Below are 21,187 nucleotides of genomic sequence, written 5' to 3'. Positions count from 1 at the left end.
TGCCGGTCGGCTCAGTTGACCGGCAGGGCCCGGGTGCCGGCACCCTTCAGCGAGCGGTTCAGGAGCCGGTCGCTGCTCCACAGGAAGCACTGCACGCCGCGGTTGCCGTTGCGCCACTCCTGCGGTGCCGGGTGGTAGAAGATGGTGCCGACGCGGAACTGGAGGTTGCCGTCGTCCGGCACCTTGGCGAACTCGGCGACCGCGCTGCGGCAGGCGCGGTGGGTCCGCTCGGGATTGTCCGCGAACGCCTGGAAGCTGGTGTCCGGGGCCTGCCAGAGGCCGACGAACTCGGCCCGGTGCCCGTTGCGACACCCGACGGCGGTCATCTCGACCACCTCGTCGTCACTGATCGTGGCGTTGAAGCAGCCGTGCCGCAGCGGCGAGGGGCCGGACAGCGCGCCGGTGAGGCTGGCGGTGCGTCGTACCGGCACCGGGACGTCGAGCCCCTGCGTCTCGTGGACGTCACAGCGGAACCAGCGGGCCCCACCCGTCCACGCGGTCGGCGAGGGGAACAGGACGCTCAGCCCGATCCGGCCGGTACGCCAGTCGGCGCCCAGTGCCGCCCGGACCCTGCGGTCGCAGTCGGCGTACGCGGTACGCATCGGGGCGCTGCCGTCGGCCGGTGGCCCAGCCCCGCCCGCGTCGGACAGCGTCCCGACGTGCAGGGTCTCGGCCCGGTGCGGCTGCGCGCAGTCGACCGGGCGGTACGCGCCGAGGTAGCCGACCTCCTGCGGTTGGGCGTGGCAGGTCTGCGGTTCGGGGGTGAACACCGTGGGCGCGGCCATCGGGGCCCAGTCGTCGACGAGGTCGCCGTCGGTTCCGGCCGGCCTGGTGCAGCCGGCCAGGGTCAGCGTCACCGCCGCGCCCAGCGCGATCCCGGCCAGCCACCGCCGCATCCCCGTCGCCCTTCCGCTCGCGTGCCGCCGCGGTTCGCGGTCCGTCACGCAGCGGGAGCATACGGCACCGGCCTCAGGTCACCGGTAGACCCTGTGGGCCGACTCCGCGCATCGAACCGGTGAGTTTGCGGTCGTCGCTCCAGAGCAGGCAACGGACGCCGCGGTCGCCCTCCTCCCACTCGCGCTGTGACGGCGGGTAGAAGATGGAACCGGCCCGGTAGGGCAGGTCGGCGTTGTTGGGCACGTCGGCGAATCCGGCGATGAGTTCCATGCAGCGCCGGTGCGCCCGGCTGGCGGAGTTGCTGAACTCCTCCCAGCTCATGTTCTCCTCGAGGTACACCCCGACGAACTCGGCGCCGTGCGGTTCGGTGCACAGCACCGGCGCCATGTAGTTCAGGCTGTTGCCGATGAGCTTCGGGTCGAAGCACCGGTGCACCAGCGGCGAGTCGCCGATCAGCGCACCCCGCAGGCTGCCGGTGCGGTTGACCGGCCGGGTGTTGTCGATGCTGTCGGTCTCGCTCAGGTCACACCTGAACCATCGGGCGCCGCCGTTCCAGGCCGACACCGACGGTAGGGCGATGTTGAGGGTCAGCCGGGCGGTGTGCCAGTCGCCGCCGAGCACCAGGCGGGTCCGCTGGTCACACTCGGCGCGGGCGGTCCGCAACGCCACCGAGCCCGGCTCGGGTCGCCGTCCCTCGGCCGCCGGCCCGGTGAACAATCCCACGTGCACCGCCTCGGCCAGGTGGTTGCGCGCGCAGTCCACGGTCTCGTAGGTGCTCGCCTGCACCACCGCGGTGACCCGGGGCAGGCAGGCGTCGGTGGCCGGGACGAACATCGTCGGCGCGCGCAGCGCCGGCCAGTTGTTGGTGAGATCGCCGTCCGTCCCGCCCGTTCGTACACAGCCGCTCAGCAGAATCGCAGCCGCGCTGGCCAGCGCCAGCGCCGCGAGCCACCGTCGCATCGTCCGCCCTTTCCGGGAGCCGCTTGCCCGGTTGTCGGCTCCCGCACCCACCGGCCTGCACGCTACCGTCACAGTCCCCGATGGAGTGTTGCCGTGTTTCGGCCGTTCGGCCAGTCGGGGCCCTCGTTCGTTCCGACCCGCCGGTCCGGAGAGGGTGATTCTGCACCATTGGTCACCTCTGGATCACAGGGTGTCCCGGTCGGTGCCGTGCTGCCGACGGCTGGTGGCCGCGTTCGTACACTGGCCCTGTGACCGTACCGCCGCCGATCGTCGCGCCCAGCATCCTGGCCGCCGATTTCGCCCGTCTCGCCGAAGAGGTCCGTGCTGTCGAGAACGCGGCGGACTGGTTACACGTCGACGTGATGGACAACCACTTCGTGCCGAACCTGACCATCGGGCTGCCGGTGGTACAGAGCCTGCGCGCCGCCACCGACCTGCCCTTCGACGTCCACCTGATGATCACCGATCCGCGCCGGTGGGCCCCCGGCTACGCCGACGCGGGGGCGTACAACGTGACCTTCCACGCCGAGGCGTGCGACGACCCGGTGGCGTTGGCCAAGGATCTGCGGGCGGCCGGCGCCAAGGCCGGGCTGGCGATCGACCGGGACACCCCGATCGAGCCGTACCTCGACCTGCTGCCGAGCTTCGACACGCTGTTGGTGATGACCATCAAGGCCGGGTTCGGCGGTCAACGGTTCCTGCCGCAGCTGCTGGACAAGGTCCGCGCCGCGCGGCGGCACGTCGACGCCGGTCACCTGGAGCTGCGTATCGAGGTGGACGGCGGGATCGCCGCCGACACCATCGAGCAGGCCGCTGCCGCGGGTGCGGACGCCTTCGTCGCCGGCACCGCCGTCTACGGCGCCGACGATCCGGCCGAGGCGGTGCGTCGGCTGCGGCAGTTGGCGGAGCGCGCGGCGGCCGGAGGCTGACGTGGAACCCGACGTCGACCGCAAGGACGTGATCCTCGTCGTCGACGACGACGCCGACATCGCCCGCTTCGTCGAGTTCAACCTGCGGCTGCACGGGTTCGACGTGGTGCTGGCCGCCGACGGTCAGGAGGCGCTCGAACTGATCGAGCGGCAGCGGCCCGACCTGGCCGTGGTCGACCTGATGATGCCGAGGGTCGACGGCCTGGAACTGACCCGCCGGCTGCGGGCCGACCCGATGACCGCCGCCCTGCCGGTGATCATGCTGACCGCCAAGGGCATGACCCAGGACAAGGTCAACGGGCTCAGCGCCGGCGCCGACGACTACCTGGTCAAACCCTTCGACACCCTGGAACTGCTGGCCCGGGTCACCTCGACGCTGCGGCGTAACAAGGAGTTCCGGGAGGTCTCCCCGCTGACCGGCCTGCCGGGCAACAGCCGGATCCGGCAGGAGATCGCCGACCGGGTCCGCGGCGGTGCCGACTACGCGGTCGGCTACATCGACATCGACCGGTTCAAGAGCGTCAACGACCGGTACGGGTTCTCCCGGGGCGACGACTTCATCTCCGCGCTGGCCCGCAGCCTGCACCGGGCGGTGGTCTCGGTGGCGCTGCCACCGGCGTTCCTCGGCCACGTCGGCGGCGACGACTTCGTCTTCGTCTGCACCCCCGAACAGGTCCTGCCGCTCACCTCCCGGGTGTCGGCCGACTTCGAGAAGGCCGCGGACGCGCTCTACGACCACACCGACCGGGAACGCGGTTACGTGGAGCTGAAGGACCGGCGGGGCAACATCCGGCGGGCCGCGCTGGTCACTCTCTCGATCGGCGTCTCCATCTCGGATGCCGACAAGCGGCTCACCGACCCCCTCGACGCGATGACGATCGCCTCCGAGATGAAGACCGTGGCCAAGAGCCAACCCGGCTCGTACGTCGCGGTGGACCGCCGCCGCGGGGTGGCCGACCCCAACCACCGTTTTGTGAAGTAGCTCGCCAGGAGTAGTCACATCCCCCGGTCGGCGTGTAAGACTTCCCTCAGTACCCACCACGCGCTGGCGGGACTCGGTGTAATTCCGAACCGGCGGTGATCCACGGTCCGACCGTGGTAAGCCCGCGACCCGGGAGCGGTTCGTCCGCCCGGTGGACCTGGTGAGAATCCGGGGCCGACGGTTGGGGGCGGCTCGTCCGCGCCCAGACAGTCCGGATGGGAGACAGCGCGCGGGACGGAAGGGGCGTGTGCTCGCCGATCGTCGGCGTGCGCGCTACCCGTCCGGGGCGGCCGTGCCGTTCCCGGAATCCCCCGCCTGCCGCCCAGACCTCCCTGCCCGCGCGAGCAGAGCGAGAGGGCAGGGCCAGGCGATGGCGAGCGTCTCCGTCGACGAGGCGATGCGGCGCGCGATCGAGCTCGCGGCGCGCGGGCTCGGCGCGACCAGTCCCAATCCGGTTGTCGGCTGCGTGCTGCTCGACGCCGACGGCGAGGTGGTCGGCGAGGGATTCCACGCCTACGCCGGTGGGCCGCACGCCGAGATCGTCGCGCTGGCCCAGGCCGGCCGGCGGGCCAGGGGCGGCACCGCCGTCGTCACCCTGGAACCCTGCGACCACACCGGTCGCACCGGCCCCTGTAGCACCGCCCTGGTGCAGGCGGGCGTGGCCCGCGTGGTCATCGCGGTGCCCGACCCCACCCCGGTCGCGGCCGGTGGCGCCGCCACGCTGCGCGCCGCCGGTGTCCGGGTCGACCTGGGGGTACGCGCCGCCGAGGCGGAGAGCGGCAACATCGCCTGGCTGACCGCCATGCGGCGAGGCTGGCCGTACGTGATCTGGAAGTACGCGGCGACGCTGGACGGGCGCTCCGCGGCGGCCGACGGCACCAGCATGTGGATCACGTCCGAGGCGGCCCGGATGGACGTGCACGCACTCCGCGCGACCGTGGACGCGGTGATCGTCGGGGTGGGCACCGTGCTCGCCGACGACCCCCGGCTCACCGTGCGCAACCTGCGCGACGGCAGCCTGGCCATCCGGCAGCCGCTGCGGGTGGTCGTCGACTCGGCCGGGCGTACCCCGGTCGACGCCCAGGTCCGCGACGGTGCCGCCGCCACCTGGATCGCCACCGCCGACGAGGTGGGTGCCGGTGCCACCGGTGGCGTCGACCTGCCCGCGCTGCTGGCGGCCCTGCACACCCGGGGCGTACGGGCCGTGCTGCTGGAGGGCGGCCCCCGACTGGCCGGGGCGTTCCTCGCGGCCGGCCTGGTCGACCGGGTCGTCGGTTACCTCGCACCGCGGCTGCTCGGTGCCGGCCCCGCCGCACTTGTCGACGCCGGCGTGACGACCATCGCCGAGGCCATCGATCTGGAGATCACCGACGTTACCCAGATCGGTCCCGATCTGCGGATCACCGCGCTGCCCCGTAAGAGGGAGGGCTAGACATGTTCACCGGCATCGTCGAGGAACTGGGCGAGGTCGTCGGGATCACCCCGACGGCAGAGGATTCCGCGCTGGTGGCGATCCGTGGCCCACTGGTCACCTCCGACGCCCGGCACGGCGACTCGATCGCGGTCAACGGCGTCTGCCTCACCGTGGTCGACGTCGACGGCGGAGTGTTCACCGCGGACGTGATGGGTGAGACGTTGCGCCGTTCGGCGCTGGGGGCGTTGCGTGCCGGCGAGCGGGTCAACCTGGAGCGCGCCGCCGCCCTCGGCAGCCGGCTCGGCGGCCACCTGGTGCAGGGGCACGTCGACGGGGTGGGGGAGGTGCTGTCGCGGGAACCGGCGCCACGGTGGGAGACGGTCCGGTTCCGGCTGCCCGCCGGCTTGGCCCGGTACGTGGTGGAGAAGGGGTCGATCACCGTCGACGGGGTCTCGCTGACCGTCGCCGAGGTTGGCGCCGACTGGTTCGCCGTCGGGCTGATCCCCACCACCCTGTCGCTGACCACGCTCGGCGCCCGGACCCCCGGTGACCAGGTCAACCTGGAGATGGACGTGCTGGCCAAGTACGTCGAGCGGCTGCTCGGTGCCGGGTCGCCGGTCGACCGGCCCGACGGCACCGGGTCCGGGCCGGTGTCGGCATGACCGGCGTGATCGGCTGGCTGCTCACCGCCGAGGTCGAGGCGGCCGGGTCGCCGGTGCTGGTCCGGGAGGTCGTCGGCAACGTCTTCGGGCTCGGCTCGGCGCTGCTCGGCCTGCGCCGGCTGGTCTGGGCCTGGCCGCTCGGCATGATCGGCAACGCACTGCTGTTCACGGTCTTCCTCGGCGGTGCCTTCGCCACCCCGCAGGCACACGACCTGTACGGGCAGGCGGGCCGGCAGGTCTTCTTCTTCGGCGTGAGCCTCTACGGCTGGTGGCGCTGGAGTCGGACCCGACGCCTCGGCACCGCCGCCGACGGTGCGGCGGTGGCGCCCCGCTGGGCTACCGGCGCCGAGCGGCTGGGTCTGTTCGCCGCCGCGGTGCTGGGCACCGCGCTGGCCTACCCGGTGCTGGCCGCACTCGGCTCCTGGGGGCCGCTGCCCGACGCCTGGATCCTCACCGGCAGCCTGCTGGCGACGTACGGGATGGCCCGCGGCTGGGTGGACTTCTGGCTGATCTGGATCGCGGTGGACGCGGTCGGCGTACCGCTGCTGCTGCGCGGCGGCTTCTACCCGTCCGCGGCCATGTACCTCGTCTACGGCGCGCTCTGTGTGTGGGGCTTGGCCAGTTGGTGGCGGACGGCGCGGAACACCCGCCCGGCCGCCCGCATCCCGTCGACCTACACGGAGGCCGTGGCATGACCGAACCGGGTTCCATCGACAGCATCGAACAGGCGCTGGCGGACATCGCCGCCGGCCGGCCGGTCGTCGTGATCGACGACGCGGACCGGGAGAACGAGGGCGATCTGATCTTCGCCGCCGAACTGGCCACCCCGGAGTTGTTGGCCTTCACCGTGCGGCACACCTCGGGTTTCATCTGCGTGCCGCTCACCGAGAGCGAGGCCGACCGGCTCGACCTGCCGCCGATGCACCACACCAACCAGGACCGGCGGCAGACGGCGTACACGGTGACCGTGGACGCCCGGGAAGGGATCAGCACCGGCATCTCCGCGGCCGACCGGGCGCACACCATCCGGCTGCTGGCCGATCCCGCGACCGGCCCGGCCGACCTGGCCCGGCCCGGGCACGTGGTGCCGCTGCGGGCACGTGCGGGCGGGGTGCTGCGGCGCTCCGGGCACACCGAGGCCGCCGTCGACCTGGCCCGACTGGCCGGGCTGCGCCCCGCCGGGGTGCTCTGCGAACTGGTCAACGACGACGGCACCATGATGCGGCTGCCGGACCTGGAGAAGTTCTGCGCCGAGCACACGCTGACCCTGGTCACCATCGCGGACCTGATCGCCTACCGCCGGCGTACCGAGCGGCAGGTGGAGCTGGTCGCCGATGCCCGGATGCCCACCGAACACGGGGTGTTCCGGGCGCTGGGTTACCGCAGCGAGTACGACTCGGCCGAGCACGTGGCGCTGGTGCTGGGCGAGATCGGCGACGGGCGGGACGTACTGGTGCGGGTGCACTCGGAATGCCTCACCGGCGACGTGTTCGCCTCGGTGCGCTGCGACTGCGGGCCCCAGCTCAACGCCGCGCTGGACCGGGTGGCCCGGGAGGGGCGTGGCGTGGTCCTCTACGTCCGTGGACACGAGGGGCGGGGCATCGGGCTGCTGCACAAGCTGCGGGCGTACCAGCTGCAGGACCAGGGTCGGGACACCGTGGACGCGAACCTCGACCTGGGCCTGCCGGCCGACGCGCGCGACTACGGCACCGGCGCGCAGATCCTCTACGACATCGGAGTGCGTTCGATGCGGCTGCTGACCAACAACCCGGCCAAGCGGGCCGGGCTGGAGGGCTACGGTCTGACCGTCACCGGCCGGGAGAGCCTGCCGGTACGGACGCACCCGGAGAACATGCGCTACCTGCGTACCAAGCGGGACCGGATGGGGCACCTGCTCGACCTGGACGAGACGGCCGAGGCGCCGATGGGCCGCCCGGTGGCCGACAACGAGATCGGAGTGTAGGACCAGATGGCGGGTTTCGGAGAGCCGGGGGCCACCCCGGTGGAGGCGTCCGGGATGACCGTGGGCGTGGTCGCGGCGCGCTGGCACGCCGAGTTGACCGACCACATGGTGGAGCGGGCGGTCGCCGCCGCGGCGGCGTGCGGCGCGCGGGCGACGGTCGCCCGGGTCGCCGGCTCGGTGGAGTTGCCGGTGGTGGCGCAGGCGCTGGCGCGTCGCTGCGACGTGGTGGTCGCCCTCGGCGTGGTGGTACGCGGCGCCACCGCCCACTTCGACTACGTTTGCCGGTCGGTCACCGACGGGCTGACCCGGATCGCCCTGGACGAGGGTAAGCCGGTCGCCCACGGGGTGCTCACCGTCGACACCATCGAGCAGGCCCGCGACCGGGCCGGCCTGCCCGACTCCGCCGAGGACAAGGGCTGGGCGTCCACCATCGCCGCCCTCGACGCCGCCCTGGCCGTTCGCCAGGTCGCCACCTCCGCCAACCAGCGCGTCGGCTTCGGCGCCTGACAGCCCCACCCTCGCTCACCCCCACCCCGCCCACCCGTTACCCCACCCGATCGCCGTGTCGATCAAGAAGTTTGCGTCGCTCTCCGCGGGCATCCCGACGCGAAGCTCTTGATCGACGCGGCGATTCGGTTTGTGGGGGACTGGGCGGTGGCGGGGCGTTCGGCGGGACGGATTGTGGTCGCCTGGATGCGGAGGGTCAAAGTTTGCGGTGGCTGCACCCTGGCGGCCACGTCCGACGTCTTGGTCGGTGAGTCGCGCTCCGGACGCCGTCGGTACGACCTCGACGTTCCGGAGCCGTGTTCGTTCTCCGTCCACAGTGGACGGAGCGATCGAGGCAGGGAGTTGACATGACACGTCACACGGAGGCCCGGGCGTTTCGTCGGTGGCTACGGCGAGGATTCACCGTGTTGGCCGCCACCGCCGCCGCCGGCACGGTGCTGGTCGCACCGGCGCAGGCGGCGAACACCGTGAGCGCGTTCGGCAGCGCCATGACCGGCCGCTGCCTGGACAGCAACTCCGCGGGCCAGGTGTACACCAATCCCTGCGGCAGTGGGAACAACTACCAGACCTGGGAGCTGATCAGGAGCCCCCTGGGGCACCACCTGCTCAGGAACATCGCGACGGGCCTGTGCCTGGACAGCAACGCCGCGGGAAACGTCTACACCCGCCCGTGTGACGGCTACAACGCGTACCAGAACTGGTCGCTGAACCCCGAGAGCGCGACGCACATCCGCGACATCGCCACCAACCGGTGCCTCGACAGCAACCACGCGGGCAACGCGTACACCAGCCCGTGCGACGGGGCGAACAGGTACCAGCGTTGGGTCTGAGCAAGAACCGACGGTAGCCGCGGCAAGCGGATACCGACGCGGTCGTGGCGAGAACCCGTCCGCCCGGGGTGCCGCCGGGCGGACGGGGCCGCCGGGTGAGGCGGGCACGCCGGGCGGCGCGCACCGTCAGAGGCGGCCGGCCTCGATGATCCGGGCCAGGAACTGGCGGGTACGCGGCTGGGTGGGGCCGCCGAACACCTGTTCCGGCGGGCCGGACTCGACCACCCGGCCGGCGTCGAGGAAACAGACCTGGTCGGCCACGTCGCGGGCGAAGCTCATCTCGTGGGTGGCCAGCACCATGGTCATCCCCTCGGCCTTGAGGTCGCGGATCATGGTGAGTACCTCCCCCACCAGTTCCGGGTCCAGCGCCGAGGTGACCTCGTCGAGCAGCAGCAGCCGGGGCGAGTTGGCCAGCGCGCGGACGATCGCCACCCGCTGCTGCTGGCCGCCGGAGAGCCGATCGGGGAAGGTGTCGGCCTTCGCCGCCAACCCCACCCGCGCCAGCAGTTCCCGGGCCCGATCCTCGGCCTCGCGCCGGGAGCGGCCGTGCACCCGGCGGGGCGCCAGGGTGATGTTGTCCAGCACGTTCAGATGCGGGAAGAGGTTGTACGACTGGAACACCATGCCGATGCGGCGGCGTACCTGGTCGGGGTCGACCCCCGGCGCGGAGATCTCCTCGCCGTCCAGCTCGATCGTCCCGTCGTGCAACTCCTCCAGCAGGTTGACGCAGCGCAGCAGGGTCGACTTGCCCGACCCGGAGGCGCCGATCAGGGCCACCACCTGGTGCTCGGCCACGGTCAGGTCGAGCGAGTCGAGGACGACCTGCCCGCCGAACTCCTTGCGTAGCCCGCGGCAGCGCAACACGTCCATGCTCACCCTCCGGACTGTCGTCGGGCCGCCCGCAGCGTCACCTGGTCGGTGACGGCGATCAGCGGGATCGCGAGCAGGACGAAGAGCACCCCGGCCACGATGTACGGCGTGTAGTTGAAGCTCTGCGCGGTGGCGATCTGCGCGGCCCGGACCGCGTCGATCGGCCCGGCCAGGGAGACCAGGCCGACGTCCTTCTGTAACGCCACCACGTCGTTGAGCAGCGGCGGCGCCACCCGGCGTACGGCCTGCGGCAGCACCACGTGGCGCATGGTCTGCCGGTAGGTCAGGCCCAGCGAGCGGGCCGCCGCGAGCTGGCTGGGATGCACCGACTCGATGCCGGCGCGGAACACCTCGGCCAGGTAGCCGCTGTAGGTGAGCACCAGCGCCAGCCCGCCCAGCACCAGCACCGACGGCATGCCCTGCAACCGCAGCCCGGGCACACCGAGGGTGAGCAGGTACAGCACGATGATCAACGGCAGCCCGCGGAAGGTGTACGTGTAGCCGGCCGCGAGGGCCCGGATGGGGAAGAAGACCGGACCGCGCAGGGTCCGCAGGATCGCGATCAACAGTCCGAGCAGCAGGGCGCCGATCGCGCAGCAGACCAGCAACCGGACGTTGAGCCAGAGCCCGTCCAGCACCCGGGGCAGCGCGTCCCGGGCGATCCGCGGGTCGAGGAACGACTGGCGGACCCGGTCCCAGCCGGGTGCCCCGGTCACGGCGACGGCCAGCAGCGTGCCGACCGCCGCCGTGGAGGCGGCGGCGATCAGCACGCTCAGCACGGTCTGCCGGCGCCGGTACTCCTCGCGGGCCCGCTGCGCGGGCGAGTGCACGTGCGCGGTGGTGCTCACGACAGTTCCGGCGCTCCCGCGACCTGGGCGAGCCACTGCTGCTCCAGCTGCCTGAGCGCGCCGTCGGCGGCGAGCTGCTCCACCGCGCCGGTGACGCAGCCGGTGAGCGGGGAGTTCTTGTCCAGCAGCAGGCCGAACGCCTCGGGAGTGCCCACCTGCGGCAGCTGCCCGACGATCACCGCGTCGTCGATCTCCGCGGCGGTGATGTAGAAGGCGGTGGGCAGGTCGACGACCAGGCCGTCGAGCTGGCCGTTCTGCAGGGCCTTCTTGGCGTCGTCGTTGCTGTTGTAGACCTGCGGCTCCACCGTCGGCTCGAGCACGTCGGTGATCGCCTGGTAGCTGGTCGTGCCGACCTGCGCGCCGAGCTTGGCGTCCTTCAGGTCGGCCAGCGTGGTCTTGCCGGCGATCTTGGAGGACTTCAGCGCGATGACGGTCTGCCGCACCAGGTAGTAGGGCGCGGAGAAGTCGACCGCCTGCTTGCGCTCCTCGGTGATGGAGAACTGGTTGATGTCGAAGTCGAAGTCCTTCGGCCCGGGTGCGATGGCGGCGTCGAACCGGATCCGGGTCCAGACGACGTCCTCGCGGGCGTAGCCGAGCTTCTCGGCCACCGCGTACGCCACCGCGGACTCGAAGCCCTCGCCGTTGTCGGGCTTGTCGTCGACGAACCACGGCTGGTACGCCGGCTCGTCGGTGGCGATGGTGAGCTTGCCCGATGTCCGGGTCTGCAGGTTCTCCTTCGCGCACGCGGCGGGGCCGGTGGCGGAGGGCTGGGGGGCGGGTTCGTCCTGCGGGGCGCAGGCGGCGACGGCGAGCAGGACCGCGCCGGCCGTGGCGAGCGTGAGGATGCGTGGGGTGCTGACCATGGCGGACAGCGTACGACCACCCCCGCGACCACCGAAGAGGTGTCCCACCATGCTGGTAGGAAATACCGGTCCGCCCGCCCAGTGGTCGGCACCGGACCCGTGCGTGCCGCGACCGAGGGCGACTGGGAGAATCCGATTCCGTGAAGACGTTCGAGGAGTTGTTCGCCGAGCTGCAGGCCAAGGCCGCCGCCGGCACCCCCGGCTCGGGCACGGTCGCCGCGCTGGAGAAGGGGGTGCACTTCATCGGCAAGAAGGTGGTCGAGGAGGCCGCCGAGTCGTGGATGGCCGCCGAGCACGAGGGGCCGGAGCGCACCGCCGAGGAGATCTCCCAGCTGCTCTACCAGGTGCAGGTGCTGATGCTCGCCAGCGGCCTGGAGCTGAAGGACGTCTACCGACATCTCTGAGTGCCCGCCGTCGACCCGAAACCGATCGAAGGAGCACTCCGTCATGCTGCGTGTCGCCGTACCCAACAAGGGCGCCCTGGCCTCCTCGGCCGCCGAGATGCTGCGCGAGGCGGGCTACCGCCAGCGCACCGACCCGAAGGATCTGGTCTGCCGCGACCAGCCCAACGACATCGAGTTCTTCTACCTGCGGCCGAAGGACATCGCCACCTACGTCGGCTCCGGTGACCTGGACGTCGGCATCACCGGGCGGGACCTGCTGATCGACTCGGGGGCGCCGGCCGAGGAGGTGGTCGACCTGAACTTCGGTCGGGCCACCTTCCGCTTCGCCGCCCGACCCGACGACGTCGACGACGTACGGGCGCTGGGCGGGCACCGGATCGCCACCGCGTACCCGGGCCTGGTCGAGCGGCACCTCACCGAGCTGGGGATCAAGGCCGACGTGATCCGCCTCGACGGCGCGGTGGAGAACGCCATCCGCCTCGGCGTGGCCGACGTGGTGGCCGACGTGGTGGAGACCGGCGCCACCCTGCGGCAGGCCGGGCTGGTGGTCTTCGGCGAGCCCCTGTTGCAGTCCTCGGCGGTGCTGGTCCGCCGGGCCGGCGCGGAGCCCCACCCGCAGGCCGAGCAGTTGCTGCGCCGGCTGCACGGGGTGCTGGTGGCCCGCCGCTACGTGATGCTCGCCTACGACGTGCCGGCCGGCCTGCTGGACCGGGCCAGCTCGCTGACCCCGGGCATCGAGTCGCCGACGGTCTCCCCGCTGCACCGCGAGGGTTGGGTGGCGGTGCAGGCCATGGTGCTCCGCGACGACGTCCACCGGATCATGGACGAACTCTACGAGCTGGGCGCCCGGGCGATCCTGGTCACCAACATCCACGCCTGCCGGCTGTGAGACCGCCGCCGTCGGCGGTCGCCCTCGCCCTGGTCACCCTCGGCGGCGTCGCCTCCGCCGCGCAGGGCGCCCTCAACGCCGAACTCGGCCAGCAGGTCGGCAACGCCACCCTCGGGGCGGTCGTCAACAACCTCGGCGGCACCCTGCTGATCCTGCTCGGGCTGGCGGTGCTGCCGTCGATGCGGACCGGGCTGCGCGCGCTGCGTCAGGCCCGGGCGCCCTGGTGGTGGTACCTGGGCGGGCTGGGCGGGGCGGCCATCGTGGTGCTGGCCGCGTACGCCGTGCCGGTCCTGGGCGTGGCGGTGTTCACCATCGCCCAGGTCGCCGGCAGCAGCCTCGGCGGGCTGGCGTCGGACCGGGCCGGCCTGGCCCCGCTGGGCCGGCTGCCGCTCACCATGCCCCGGGTGGCCGGCGCGCTGCTCGGGGTGGCGGCGGTGGCGCTGGCCCAGGCCGGTCGGCCGGTCGGCGAGCTGGCCGTCGGGGTGCTCCTGCTCGCCGTGGCCGGCGGGATCGCCGTCGCGTTGCAGGCCGCGCTCAACGCCCGGATCTCCGCGGCCGGTTCGGCCGCCGCCGGGGTCGCGGTGAACTTCGCCGTCAGTACGCCCGTGGTGCTGCTCGTCGCGGCGTTGGCCGGGGCGTTCACCGGCCCGGCGATCCGCTGGCCCGACGGCTGGTACCTCTACACCGGCGGCCTGCTCGGTGTCGGCATCGTCGCCAGCCTGGTGGTGGGGGTACGCGCGGCCGGCGTGCTGCGTACCGGTCTGGCGCTCGTCGGTGGGCAGCTCGCGGGCGCGCTGCTGCTGGACGTGCTGCTGCCGGGCGGGCCGGGCGCCCGGCTGCCGGTGCTGGCCGGCGCGTTGCTCACCCTGCTCGCGGTGCTGGTCGCCGGCCGCGCCCGGCGCCCGTCGGTTCCCGAACCCCGGATCGCCGGTGACGAGGTGCGTGTGGCGCCGGGTGGCCGGCCGGGCGCGGATGGCAAACTGGTGCGATGAGTGAGCGGCGGGACGCAGCACATCCCGGTGCCGATCCGGGTGACGCAGCACACCCCGGTGCCGATCCGGGTGACCGGGCGCCGGTGACCGGCGAGCTGGTCCGGCTCCGGCCGCGGCGCATCCGGGTGGTCTGCTGGTCGTCGGCGGCGGTGTTGGTGGTCCTGTTCTCGGCGGTCGCCACCACGCTGACCGGGCCGACCGGCAACGGCTACGGCACGTTCCAGCGGGGCGACCAGTTCGCCATGATCGGTCTCGGTGTGCTCTTCGCCCTGGGCTGCCTGCTGTTCACCCGCCCCCGGGTGGAGGCGGACGCCCACGGTGTGCGGGTCCGCAACATCATCGGCTCGTACCAGCTGCCCTGGGAGGTCGTCCGGGGTGTCCGGTTCGACCGGGGCGCGCCGTGGGCCGCGCTGGAGCTGTACGACGACGACCTGCTGCCGATGGTCGCCCTCCAGGCCGCCGACAAGCAGCTCGCCGTGGACGGCGTCCGGGCGCTGCGCCGGCTGCACCAGGAGCACCTGGCCACCCTCGCCGAACGCGCCGCCGGCCACTGATCGCCGGCCGCTCGCACGGCCGTCTCGGGCCGTCGCCAGCCCGGGACACGCGAGAGAGCGTGCCGGTTTGGGGGCCCGGATACCGAGGGTGTAGTGTTGTCAAGTCGACCAGGCTGCCCGCATCAGCGGGTGGTCACGAAAGTGGAGCGCCTGCTCCCACCCGAGTCGCCAACTTCGGTGGCCGGGTCCGGTCCCCGGTTCCGGGCACGTCCCGGTGCCGGATGCGCGATCCTGTGATCGTGCCGACCGGTCGAGCGGGCCCTGGCATGCGCCGGGGCCTTCTGCTTTCCGGGTCGGTTCCCACCGGGAACCGCGGGGGTCGGCCACCGATGAAGAAACGACTCGAGGAGGCCCCATCAGCGTCGAACCACGCGTGAACGAGCAGATCCGGGCACGTGAGGTCCGACTGGTCGGCCCCGAGGGTGAGCAGGTGGGCATCGTCCCACTGGAGCGCGCCCTTCAGCTGGCCGCGGACGTCGATCTGGACCTGGTCGAGGTTGCGCCGATGGCGCGCCCGCCGGTGTGCAAGCTCATGGACTTCGGCAAGTTCAAGTACGAGAGCGCACTGAAGGCGCGCGAAGCGCGGCGTAACCAGCAGCAGACCGTCATCAAGGAGATGAAGCTCCGGCCGAAGATCGATCCGCACGACTACGAGACCAAGAAGGGTCACGTGGTGCGGTTCCTCAAGGCGGGCGACAAGGTCAAGGTGACGATCATGTTCCGCGGTCGCGAGCAGAGCCGCCCGGAGTTGGGTTACCGGCTCCTGCGTCGACTCGAGTCCGAGATCACGGAACTGGGATACGTCGAGTCCGCTCCGAAGCAGGACGGCCGAAACATGATCATGGTTCTCGCTCCGCACCGGGCCGTCAAGGCCTCCGCGGTCGCCGCCACGGCCTCCCGTGGTGGACCTCGGGAGCGGACCGCGGAGGAGCCCGCCGCCACGGTGGCCGCCGAGTCTGCGGTGACCAGTGAGAGCGCAGCAGCCGGCGAGACCGGCACGACCGCTGACACCAGCGGCCAGTAACAGGGGAGAAGACGTTCCACATGCCGAAGATGAAGAGCCACACGGGGACGGGTAAGCGGGTCCGGGTGACCGGCAAGGGCAAGCTCCTGAAGGAGCAGGCCAACAAGCGTCACCTGCTGGAGAAGAAGTCCTCCACTCGGACCCGCCGGCTGACGGGCGTGGTCGAGGTGGCCAAGGCCGACGTCAAGCGCATCAAGAAGCTGCTCGGCCGCTGACGCGCGCCAAACTGAGTCCAAGAAGGAGTTGAGATGGCACGCGTCAAGCGGGCTGTGAACGCCCAGAAGAAGCGCCGTACCCTGCTGGAGACCGCGAGTGGTTACCGCGGTCAGCGCTCCCGGCTGTACCGCAAGGCCAAGGAGCAGGTGCTGCACTCGATGCAGTACGCCTACCGGGACCGTCGCGACCGCAAGGGCGACTTCCGGCAGCTGTGGATCCAGCGGATCAACGCGGGTGCCCGCGCCAACGGGATGACCTACAACCGGCTGATCCAGGGCCTGCGCCTGGCCGGCATCGAGGTCGACCGCAAGATCCTGGCCGACCTGGCCGTCAACGACGCTGCCGCGTTCGCGGCGATCGTCGAGCTGGCCCGGGCCGCGGTGCAGGCCGAGGGCACCGGCGGCGCGGCGGCCCAGGCCGCCTGATCCCCGCACAGCGCAGCGAGGCGTCCCTCGACCGGGGGGCGCCTCGCGCGTGTGTGGTGAGGACATGATGCCCTTCACGCCGCGTACCCCCCGGGTGGTCGCTGCCCGCCGGCTGCAACGTCGCCGCGAGCGCGAGGCCACCAGACGCTTCCTGGTCGAAGGACCGCAGGCGGTCCGGGAGGCGCTCACCCGCCCCCGCACGGTGGTGGAGCTGTTCGGCACCCCCGACGCGCTCGACCGGTACGCCGACCTGGCGGCGGCCGCCGCCGGGGCCGACGTACCCGTCTCCGAGGTCACCGACGAGGCCCTCGCCGGGCTCGCCGAGACCGTCGCCCCGCAGGGCCTGGTCGCCGTCTGCCGGCACCTCGACGTGCCGCTGGAGACCGCGCTGTCCCGCCGGCCGCGGCTGGTCGCGCTGCTCGCCGGGATCCGCGATCCGGGCAACGCCGGCACCGTGCTGCGCACCGCCGACGCGGCCGGCGCCACCGTGGTGGTCTTCGCCGGTGACGCGGTCGACCCGTACAACGGCAAGTGTGTCCGCTCGTCGGCCGGCAGCCTGTTCCACGTCGACGTGGTCCGGCACCGCGACCCCGACGCGGTACTCGTCGCCGCCCGCGCCGCAGGCCTGACCGTGCTCGCCGCCACCGGCCACGGCGAGCAGGATCTCGACGAGTTGGCCGACGCCGGCCGGCTGGCCGTGCCCACCGCCTGGCTGTTCGGCTCCGAGGCGCACGGCCTGCCCAGGGAACTGGCCGAGGTGGCCGACGCCGGGGTCCGGGTGCCGCTGCACGGGCAGGCGGAGAGCCTCAACCTGGCTGCGGCCGCGGCGGTCTGCCTGTACGCTTCGGCGAGAGCACAGCGCTGACGTGAGGTCACGCGCAGGATCATGTGCAGCTGTCGGATCAGCTGCAGATCACGAGGAGAACGGCTCCCATGGTGGACGCGTCACGGCGTTCGTTTAGCCAGCCCGCCGGTGCCGGCGGGCGGCGGGCCTGACCTGCTCTCCGCGCAACTCCTACCGGCGGGCTGCGGCGCAGCCGCGCGTCCGTAGACTCGCATCGCCGCCTGGGAGGGCCGGCGCCGCCGTGAGGAGTGCCCGTACGCCATGACCTACCGCAACGATCCGTACGACCCGAAACAGGTCGCCCTGCTCGACCCGGCCGTGTTGGCCGAGGCCGTGACCGAGGCGGAGCGGGCGTTCCACGCCGCCGCCGAGCCCGACGCGCTGGCCGCGGTACGTCCGGCACACCTCGGTGACCGCTCCCCGGTCTCGCTGGCCCGCCGGGAGATCGGCGCGTTGCCGCCGGCCGCCAAGGCCGACGCCGGCAAACGGGTCAACGAGGCGCGCCGCGCCATCGAGCAGGCCTACGCGGCCCGGGCCGAGGTGCTGGACCGCGAGCAGGCGCAGCGCGTCCTGGTCGCCGAGCGCGTCGACGTGACGCTGCCCTACGACCGGCGCCCGCGCGGCTCCCGGCACCCGATCACGGTGCTGATGGAGCAGATCAGCGACCTGTTCATCGGGATGGGTTACGAGGTGGCCGAGGGGCCCGAGGTCGAGTTGGAGTGGACCAACTTCGACGCGCTCAACATCCCCGCCGACCACCCGGCCCGCGGTCTGATGGACACCTTCCACATCGCACCCGCCGAGGAGTCGGGGCTGGTGCTGCGGACCCACACCTCGCCGGTGCAGGCCCGCACCATGCTCACCCGTAAGCCGCCGATCTACGTGGTCGTGCCCGGCCGGGTGTACCGCACCGACGAGTTGGACGCCACCCACTCCCCGGTCTTCCACCAGGTCGAGGGCCTGGTGGTGGACAAGGGCATCACCATGGCCCACCTGCGCGGCACGCTCGACCACTTCGCCCGGGCGATGTTCGGCGAGGGCGCGAAGACACGCTTCCGGCCGCACTACTTCCCGTTCACCGAGCCGTCGGCGGAGTTCGACGTGTGGTTCCCGGAGCACCGCAAGGGCCCACAGTGGGTCGAGTGGGGCGGCTGCGGCATGGTCAATCCGCGGGTGCTGCGGGCCTGCGGCATCGACCCGGAGGTCTACTCCGGGTTCGCCTTCGGCATGGGTATCGACCGGACCGTGATGTTCCGCCACGGGGTGGGCGACATGCGGGACATGGTCGAGGGCGACGTCCGGTTCACCCGGGCGTTCGGCCACGGGGCTTAGTGCGGGCGCGAGTTACGGAGACGGTGGTAACGAGTCATGCGAGTTTCTCTGAGTTGGCTGCGGGAGTACGTCGACATCCCCGCCGACCTGCCCGCCGGTGAGCTGGAGCGGTCCCTGGTCGAGCTCGGCATCGAGGTGGAGTCCGTCGTGGACCTGTCCGCCACGGTCACCGGACAGTTGGTGGTCGGCGAAGTCCTCGACATCGAGGAGCTGACCGGCTTCAAGAAGCCGATCCGGTTCTGCCGGGTCGACGTGGGCGCCGCGAACGGCACCGGCGAGCCGCAGGAGATCGTCTGCGGGGCGCGCAACTTCGCCCCCGGTGACCGGGTCGTGGTGATCCTGCCCGGCGGGGTGTTGCCGGGCGGCTTCGCCATCGGCGCCCGCAAGACGTACGGGCGCAACTCCCATGGGATGATCTGCTCGGCCAAGGAGCTGGGCCTGGGCGACGACCACTCCGGCATCCTGGTGCTGCCCGAGCACGTCGCCGCCAAGCCCGGCGACGACGCGCGTCCCGTGGTCGGCCTCGACGACGTCGTGGTCGAGGTGGAGATCACCCCCGACCGGGGCTACCAGATGTCCCTGCGCGGGCTCGCCCGCGAACTGGCGCACGCCCTGGACGTCGGCTACCAGGATCCGGGCCGGGCCGCCGCGACACCCGGCACCGCCGTCCCGGCGTACCCGGTGGAGGTGCGCGACCCGGTCGGCTGTGACCGGTTCGCCGCCCGGATGGTGCGTGGCGTCGACCCGACGGCGCAGACGCCGGCCTGGATGCAGCAGCGACTCACCATCGCCGGCATCCGCAGCATCTCGCTGCCCGTCGACATCACCAACTACGTGATGCTCGAACTCGGCCAGCCGATGCACGCGTTCGACGCCGACCGTATCGCCGGGCCGCTGGTGGTCCGCCGGGCGGTGCCGGGGGAGATGCTGACCACGCTCGACGGGGTGACCCGCGCCCTCGCCCCCGAGGACATGGTCATCTGCGACGCGGGCCTGCCCAACCCCCTCGCGGGTGACGGCGACGGCCTGCCGATCTCGCTCGCCGCGGTGATGGGCGGGGAGACCAGCGAGGTCCTGCCCAGCACCGTCAACGTGCTCTTCGAGGCCGCGCACTGGGATCCGGCGATGGTCGGGCGGACCGCGCGCCGGCACAAGCTGTTCAGCGAGGCGGCGAAGCGCTGGGAGCGGGGTGTCGACCCGGCCCTGCCGCTGGTCGCCCTGGACCGGGCGGTCGCGCTGCTCACCTCGTACGCGGGCGGCACCGCCGGCGACGAGGTGCTGGACATCGACCACGTCGCGCCGCGTACCCCGGTGGTGCTGCCGGTCGACCTGCCCAGCCGGCGGGTCGGCGTGGCGTACCCGCCGGCCCGGGTGGTCGCCCTGCTGGAGCACATCGGCTGCACCGTCGCCGAGGGCACCGATCGGCTGGCCGAGGACCCGGGCGAGGTGGGTGTCGCCGCCGGTGCCCCGGACGTCCTGAGCGTCACCCCGCCGACCTGGCGTCCCGACCTGACCGACCCGGCCGACCTGGTCGAGGAGGTGGTCCGCCTCGACGGGTACGAGAAGGTGCCGTCGCTGTTGCCGACCGCGCCGCCCGGCCGGGGGCTGACCTGGCAGCAGCGGCGGGATCGGGCGGTGTCCCGGTCGCTGGCCGAGCGGGGTCTGGTCGAGGTTCTGGCGCACCCGTTCGTCTCCGCCGGGTTCGCCGACCAGCTCGGGCTGCCCGCCGACGACCCGCGCCGGCAGGCCGTGCGGGTGGCCAACCCGCTGTCGGACGAGGAACCGCTGCTGCGGACCACGCTGCTCGGTCCGCTGCTCGGCATCGTCAAGCGCAACCTCGGTCGTGGGCTGCGGGATCTGGCGCTCTACGAGATGGGACTGGTCTTCCAGCCCCGTCCGGGTGCGGGCAGTCCACCGGCGATGGGAGTCGACCGGCGGCCCACCGACGCCGAGTTCGCCGCCGCCGACGCGGTGGTCCCGGACCAGCCCCGGCACGTCGCCGTCGTGCTGACCGGCGACATCGAGCCGGCCGGCTGGTGGGGCGCCGGGCGGCCCGCCGGATGGGCGGACGCGGTGGAGGCGGGTCGGGACGTCCTGGCCGCCGCCGGGATTCCCGCCGACCGGGTCGAGGTGCGGGCCGCCGAGTACGCCCCCTGGCACCCCGGCCGCTGCGCGCAGTTGCTGGTCGACGGCACGGTGGTCGGTCACGCCGGTGAACTGCACCCGGCGGTGCTGGCCGCGTTGGAGCTGCCCAGGCGGACCAGCGCCATGGAGCTGAACCTGTCGGCGTTGCCGGTGGCCCCGGTGGTGCCCGCCCCCGCGGTCTCCGGCTTCCCGCCGGCGCTGATCGACGTGGCGCTGGTGGTCGACGACGCGGTGCCCGCCCAGGCGGTCCAGCAGGCCCTCACCGAGGGCGCCGGTGAACTGCTGGAGTCGGTGCGCCTGTTCGACGTGTACGCCTCGGAGCAGCTGGGCGTCGGCCGCAAGTCGCTGGCCTACAAGCTCACCTTCCGGGCGCCGGACCGGACCCTCACCGTCGACGAGGCGGTCGCCGCCCGCGATGCCGCGGTGGCCCGCGCCGCCGAACGCTTCGGCGCCACCCTGCGCGGCTCCTGAGCGGTTGCAACAGGGCCCCTTCCTGCGCCTGAGGCAGGAAGGGGCCCTGTTGGCCAGACCGTCGGGCATGCTTGGGTCCGGGCGGTGTCGGCCTCTGTACACTTTCGCCACGCTGGCTGATCAGCCGCCTACAGTCCTTCGTAATCAACAACGAGGGACTTCTTCA

At 72.4% G+C, this 21,187-nt stretch carries 23 protein-coding genes and 1 riboswitch; of the genes, 18 read left to right on the top strand and 5 right to left on the bottom strand.

What is annotated here, in order from left to right; all coding sequences use genetic code 11:
- Nucleotides 1-11: 11 nt before the first annotated feature.
- Both D2L64_RS14375 and D2L64_RS14370 read right to left on the bottom strand, forming a co-directional pair.
- Nucleotides 12-896, bottom strand: a complete 885-nt coding sequence (locus tag D2L64_RS14375; RefSeq protein ID WP_119576501.1) for a septum formation family protein — start codon at nucleotides 894-896, stop codon at nucleotides 12-14.
- A 73-nt stretch (nucleotides 897-969) separates the two neighbouring features.
- Complete coding sequence (locus tag D2L64_RS14370) at nucleotides 970-1,857, bottom strand: septum formation family protein (protein WP_119576498.1); 888 nt, start codon at nucleotides 1,855-1,857, stop codon at nucleotides 970-972.
- A gap of 248 nt (nucleotides 1,858-2,105) precedes the next feature.
- On the opposite strand from D2L64_RS14370, the gene rpe reads away from it, so the two are divergent.
- From rpe to D2L64_RS14330, 8 genes are all read left to right on the top strand, one after another.
- Complete coding sequence (gene rpe / locus D2L64_RS14365) at nucleotides 2,106-2,786, top strand: ribulose-phosphate 3-epimerase (RefSeq protein ID WP_119576495.1); 681 nt, start codon at nucleotides 2,106-2,108, stop codon at nucleotides 2,784-2,786.
- A gap of 1 nt (nucleotide 2,787) precedes the next feature.
- On the top strand, nucleotides 2,788-3,768 hold the full coding sequence (locus D2L64_RS14360) for a GGDEF domain-containing response regulator (protein WP_119576492.1): 981 nt from the start codon (nucleotides 2,788-2,790) through the stop codon (nucleotides 3,766-3,768).
- Between the two features lie 58 nt (nucleotides 3,769-3,826).
- Nucleotides 3,827-3,999: riboswitch (FMN riboswitch) on the top strand.
- A 139-nt stretch (nucleotides 4,000-4,138) separates the two neighbouring features.
- A complete protein-coding gene (gene ribD / locus D2L64_RS14355; protein ID WP_119576489.1) occupies nucleotides 4,139-5,200 on the top strand; it encodes a bifunctional diaminohydroxyphosphoribosylaminopyrimidine deaminase/5-amino-6-(5-phosphoribosylamino)uracil reductase RibD in 1,062 nt (353 codons plus the stop codon).
- Between the two features lie 2 nt (nucleotides 5,201-5,202).
- Nucleotides 5,203-5,844 (top strand): riboflavin synthase, encoded by a 642-nt coding sequence (locus D2L64_RS14350; RefSeq protein WP_119576486.1) that lies wholly within the window; start codon nucleotides 5,203-5,205, stop codon nucleotides 5,842-5,844.
- A complete protein-coding gene (gene pnuC / locus D2L64_RS14345) occupies nucleotides 5,841-6,539 on the top strand; it encodes a nicotinamide riboside transporter PnuC (protein ID WP_119576484.1) in 699 nt (232 codons plus the stop codon). The genes D2L64_RS14350 and pnuC overlap by 4 nt, the downstream gene beginning before the upstream one ends.
- Complete coding sequence (locus tag D2L64_RS14340) at nucleotides 6,536-7,807, top strand: bifunctional 3,4-dihydroxy-2-butanone-4-phosphate synthase/GTP cyclohydrolase II (protein ID WP_119576481.1); 1,272 nt, start codon at nucleotides 6,536-6,538, stop codon at nucleotides 7,805-7,807. Before pnuC ends, D2L64_RS14340 begins: the two co-directional genes overlap by 4 nt.
- A 6-nt stretch (nucleotides 7,808-7,813) precedes the next feature.
- The gene (gene ribH, locus D2L64_RS14335) at nucleotides 7,814-8,314 is read left to right on the top strand and encodes a 6,7-dimethyl-8-ribityllumazine synthase (protein WP_119576478.1); all 501 of its coding nucleotides are present in this window, start codon (nucleotides 7,814-7,816) and stop codon (nucleotides 8,312-8,314) included.
- Nucleotides 8,315-8,661: 347 nt separating this feature from the next.
- Nucleotides 8,662-9,144 (top strand): RICIN domain-containing protein, encoded by a 483-nt coding sequence (locus D2L64_RS14330; protein WP_119576475.1) that lies wholly within the window; start codon nucleotides 8,662-8,664, stop codon nucleotides 9,142-9,144.
- Between the two features lie 126 nt (nucleotides 9,145-9,270).
- Here the strand turns inward: D2L64_RS14330 and D2L64_RS14325 are convergent, their stop codons facing one another.
- From D2L64_RS14325 to D2L64_RS14315, 3 genes are read right to left on the bottom strand one after another with little or no spacing between them, the layout of a single operon-like run.
- Nucleotides 9,271-10,014 (bottom strand): amino acid ABC transporter ATP-binding protein, encoded by a 744-nt coding sequence (locus D2L64_RS14325; RefSeq protein ID WP_119576472.1) that lies wholly within the window; start codon nucleotides 10,012-10,014, stop codon nucleotides 9,271-9,273.
- Nucleotides 10,015-10,016: 2 nt separating this feature from the next.
- On the bottom strand, nucleotides 10,017-10,862 hold the full coding sequence (locus D2L64_RS14320) for an amino acid ABC transporter permease (RefSeq protein ID WP_233558952.1): 846 nt from the start codon (nucleotides 10,860-10,862) through the stop codon (nucleotides 10,017-10,019).
- Complete coding sequence (locus tag D2L64_RS14315; RefSeq protein ID WP_119576824.1) at nucleotides 10,859-11,725, bottom strand: ABC transporter substrate-binding protein; 867 nt, start codon at nucleotides 11,723-11,725, stop codon at nucleotides 10,859-10,861. Before D2L64_RS14315 ends, D2L64_RS14320 begins: the two co-directional genes overlap by 4 nt.
- Before the next feature lie 140 nt (nucleotides 11,726-11,865).
- Here D2L64_RS14315 and D2L64_RS14310 point away from each other — a divergent pair, with 140 nt between their 5' ends.
- The 10 genes from D2L64_RS14310 (at nucleotide 11,866) to pheT (ending at nucleotide 21,021) form a co-directional block, all read left to right on the top strand.
- A complete protein-coding gene (locus D2L64_RS14310) occupies nucleotides 11,866-12,129 on the top strand; it encodes a phosphoribosyl-ATP diphosphatase (RefSeq protein ID WP_013732805.1) in 264 nt (87 codons plus the stop codon).
- A 43-nt stretch (nucleotides 12,130-12,172) separates the two neighbouring features.
- Entirely contained in the window at nucleotides 12,173-13,018 is an 846-nt protein-coding gene (hisG, locus tag D2L64_RS14305; protein WP_119576469.1) for an ATP phosphoribosyltransferase, read from the top strand.
- On the top strand, nucleotides 13,015-14,010 hold the full coding sequence (locus D2L64_RS14300; protein WP_119576466.1) for a DMT family transporter: 996 nt from the start codon (nucleotides 13,015-13,017) through the stop codon (nucleotides 14,008-14,010). The genes hisG and D2L64_RS14300 overlap by 4 nt, the downstream gene beginning before the upstream one ends.
- A gap of 95 nt (nucleotides 14,011-14,105) precedes the next feature.
- Nucleotides 14,106-14,564, top strand: a complete 459-nt coding sequence (locus D2L64_RS14295; protein WP_119576821.1) for a PH domain-containing protein — start codon at nucleotides 14,106-14,108, stop codon at nucleotides 14,562-14,564.
- Nucleotides 14,565-14,937: 373 nt separating this feature from the next.
- Complete coding sequence (gene infC / locus D2L64_RS14290; protein WP_119576463.1) at nucleotides 14,938-15,588, top strand: translation initiation factor IF-3; 651 nt, start codon at nucleotides 14,938-14,940, stop codon at nucleotides 15,586-15,588.
- Nucleotides 15,589-15,608: 20 nt separating this feature from the next.
- Entirely contained in the window at nucleotides 15,609-15,803 is a 195-nt protein-coding gene (rpmI, locus tag D2L64_RS14285) for a 50S ribosomal protein L35 (protein ID WP_119576460.1), read from the top strand.
- A 33-nt stretch (nucleotides 15,804-15,836) separates the two neighbouring features.
- Nucleotides 15,837-16,229, top strand: coding sequence for a 50S ribosomal protein L20 (rplT, locus tag D2L64_RS14280; RefSeq protein WP_111244048.1), 393 nt, complete (start codon nucleotides 15,837-15,839; stop codon nucleotides 16,227-16,229).
- Between the two features lie 67 nt (nucleotides 16,230-16,296).
- Nucleotides 16,297-17,094, top strand: coding sequence for a TrmH family RNA methyltransferase (locus D2L64_RS14275; protein ID WP_119576818.1), 798 nt, complete (start codon nucleotides 16,297-16,299; stop codon nucleotides 17,092-17,094).
- A gap of 240 nt (nucleotides 17,095-17,334) precedes the next feature.
- On the top strand, nucleotides 17,335-18,405 hold the full coding sequence (gene pheS, locus D2L64_RS14270; RefSeq protein ID WP_119576457.1) for a phenylalanine--tRNA ligase subunit alpha: 1,071 nt from the start codon (nucleotides 17,335-17,337) through the stop codon (nucleotides 18,403-18,405).
- A gap of 36 nt (nucleotides 18,406-18,441) precedes the next feature.
- Nucleotides 18,442-21,021 carry a phenylalanine--tRNA ligase subunit beta gene (gene pheT / locus D2L64_RS14265; RefSeq protein WP_119576454.1) on the top strand — a complete coding sequence of 860 codons (2,580 nt, stop codon included), beginning with the start codon at nucleotides 18,442-18,444 and terminating at the stop codon, nucleotides 21,019-21,021.
- The last annotated feature ends 166 nt before the right edge of the window (nucleotides 21,022-21,187 follow it).

Source organism: Micromonospora radicis, from assembly GCF_003583405.1.
Classification (GTDB): domain Bacteria; phylum Actinomycetota; class Actinomycetes; order Mycobacteriales; family Micromonosporaceae; genus Micromonospora; species Micromonospora radicis.
Note: the sequence above shows the minus strand (reverse complement) of the source record. Positions and strands in the feature narration are given on the sequence as shown.

Bases quoted from the DNA above. Each gene is read 5' to 3' on its own strand.
- D2L64_RS14375 (WP_119576501.1), bottom strand. From the start codon at position 896: ATGCGGCGGTGGCTGGCCGGGATCGCGCTGGGCGCGGCGGTGACGCTG.
- D2L64_RS14370 (WP_119576498.1), bottom strand. From the start codon at position 1,857: ATGCGACGGTGGCTCGCGGCGCTGGCGCTGGCCAGCGCGGCTGCGATT.
- ribD (WP_119576489.1), top strand. From the start codon at position 4,139: ATGGCGAGCGTCTCCGTCGACGAGGCGATGCGGCGCGCGATCGAGCTC.
- D2L64_RS14350 (WP_119576486.1), top strand. From the start codon at position 5,203: ATGTTCACCGGCATCGTCGAGGAACTGGGCGAGGTCGTCGGGATCACC.
- pnuC (WP_119576484.1), top strand. From the start codon at position 5,841: ATGACCGGCGTGATCGGCTGGCTGCTCACCGCCGAGGTCGAGGCGGCC.
- D2L64_RS14340 (WP_119576481.1), top strand. From the start codon at position 6,536: ATGACCGAACCGGGTTCCATCGACAGCATCGAACAGGCGCTGGCGGAC.
- ribH (WP_119576478.1), top strand. From the start codon at position 7,814: ATGGCGGGTTTCGGAGAGCCGGGGGCCACCCCGGTGGAGGCGTCCGGG.
- D2L64_RS14330 (WP_119576475.1), top strand. From the start codon at position 8,662: ATGACACGTCACACGGAGGCCCGGGCGTTTCGTCGGTGGCTACGGCGA.
- D2L64_RS14325 (WP_119576472.1), bottom strand. From the start codon at position 10,014: ATGGACGTGTTGCGCTGCCGCGGGCTACGCAAGGAGTTCGGCGGGCAG.
- D2L64_RS14315 (WP_119576824.1), bottom strand. From the start codon at position 11,725: ATGGTCAGCACCCCACGCATCCTCACGCTCGCCACGGCCGGCGCGGTC.
- hisG (WP_119576469.1), top strand. From the start codon at position 12,173: ATGCTGCGTGTCGCCGTACCCAACAAGGGCGCCCTGGCCTCCTCGGCC.
- rpmI (WP_119576460.1), top strand. From the start codon at position 15,609: ATGCCGAAGATGAAGAGCCACACGGGGACGGGTAAGCGGGTCCGGGTG.
- rplT (WP_111244048.1), top strand. From the start codon at position 15,837: ATGGCACGCGTCAAGCGGGCTGTGAACGCCCAGAAGAAGCGCCGTACC.
- D2L64_RS14275 (WP_119576818.1), top strand. From the start codon at position 16,297: ATGCCCTTCACGCCGCGTACCCCCCGGGTGGTCGCTGCCCGCCGGCTG.
- pheS (WP_119576457.1), top strand. From the start codon at position 17,335: ATGACCTACCGCAACGATCCGTACGACCCGAAACAGGTCGCCCTGCTC.
- pheT (WP_119576454.1), top strand. From the start codon at position 18,442: ATGCGAGTTTCTCTGAGTTGGCTGCGGGAGTACGTCGACATCCCCGCC.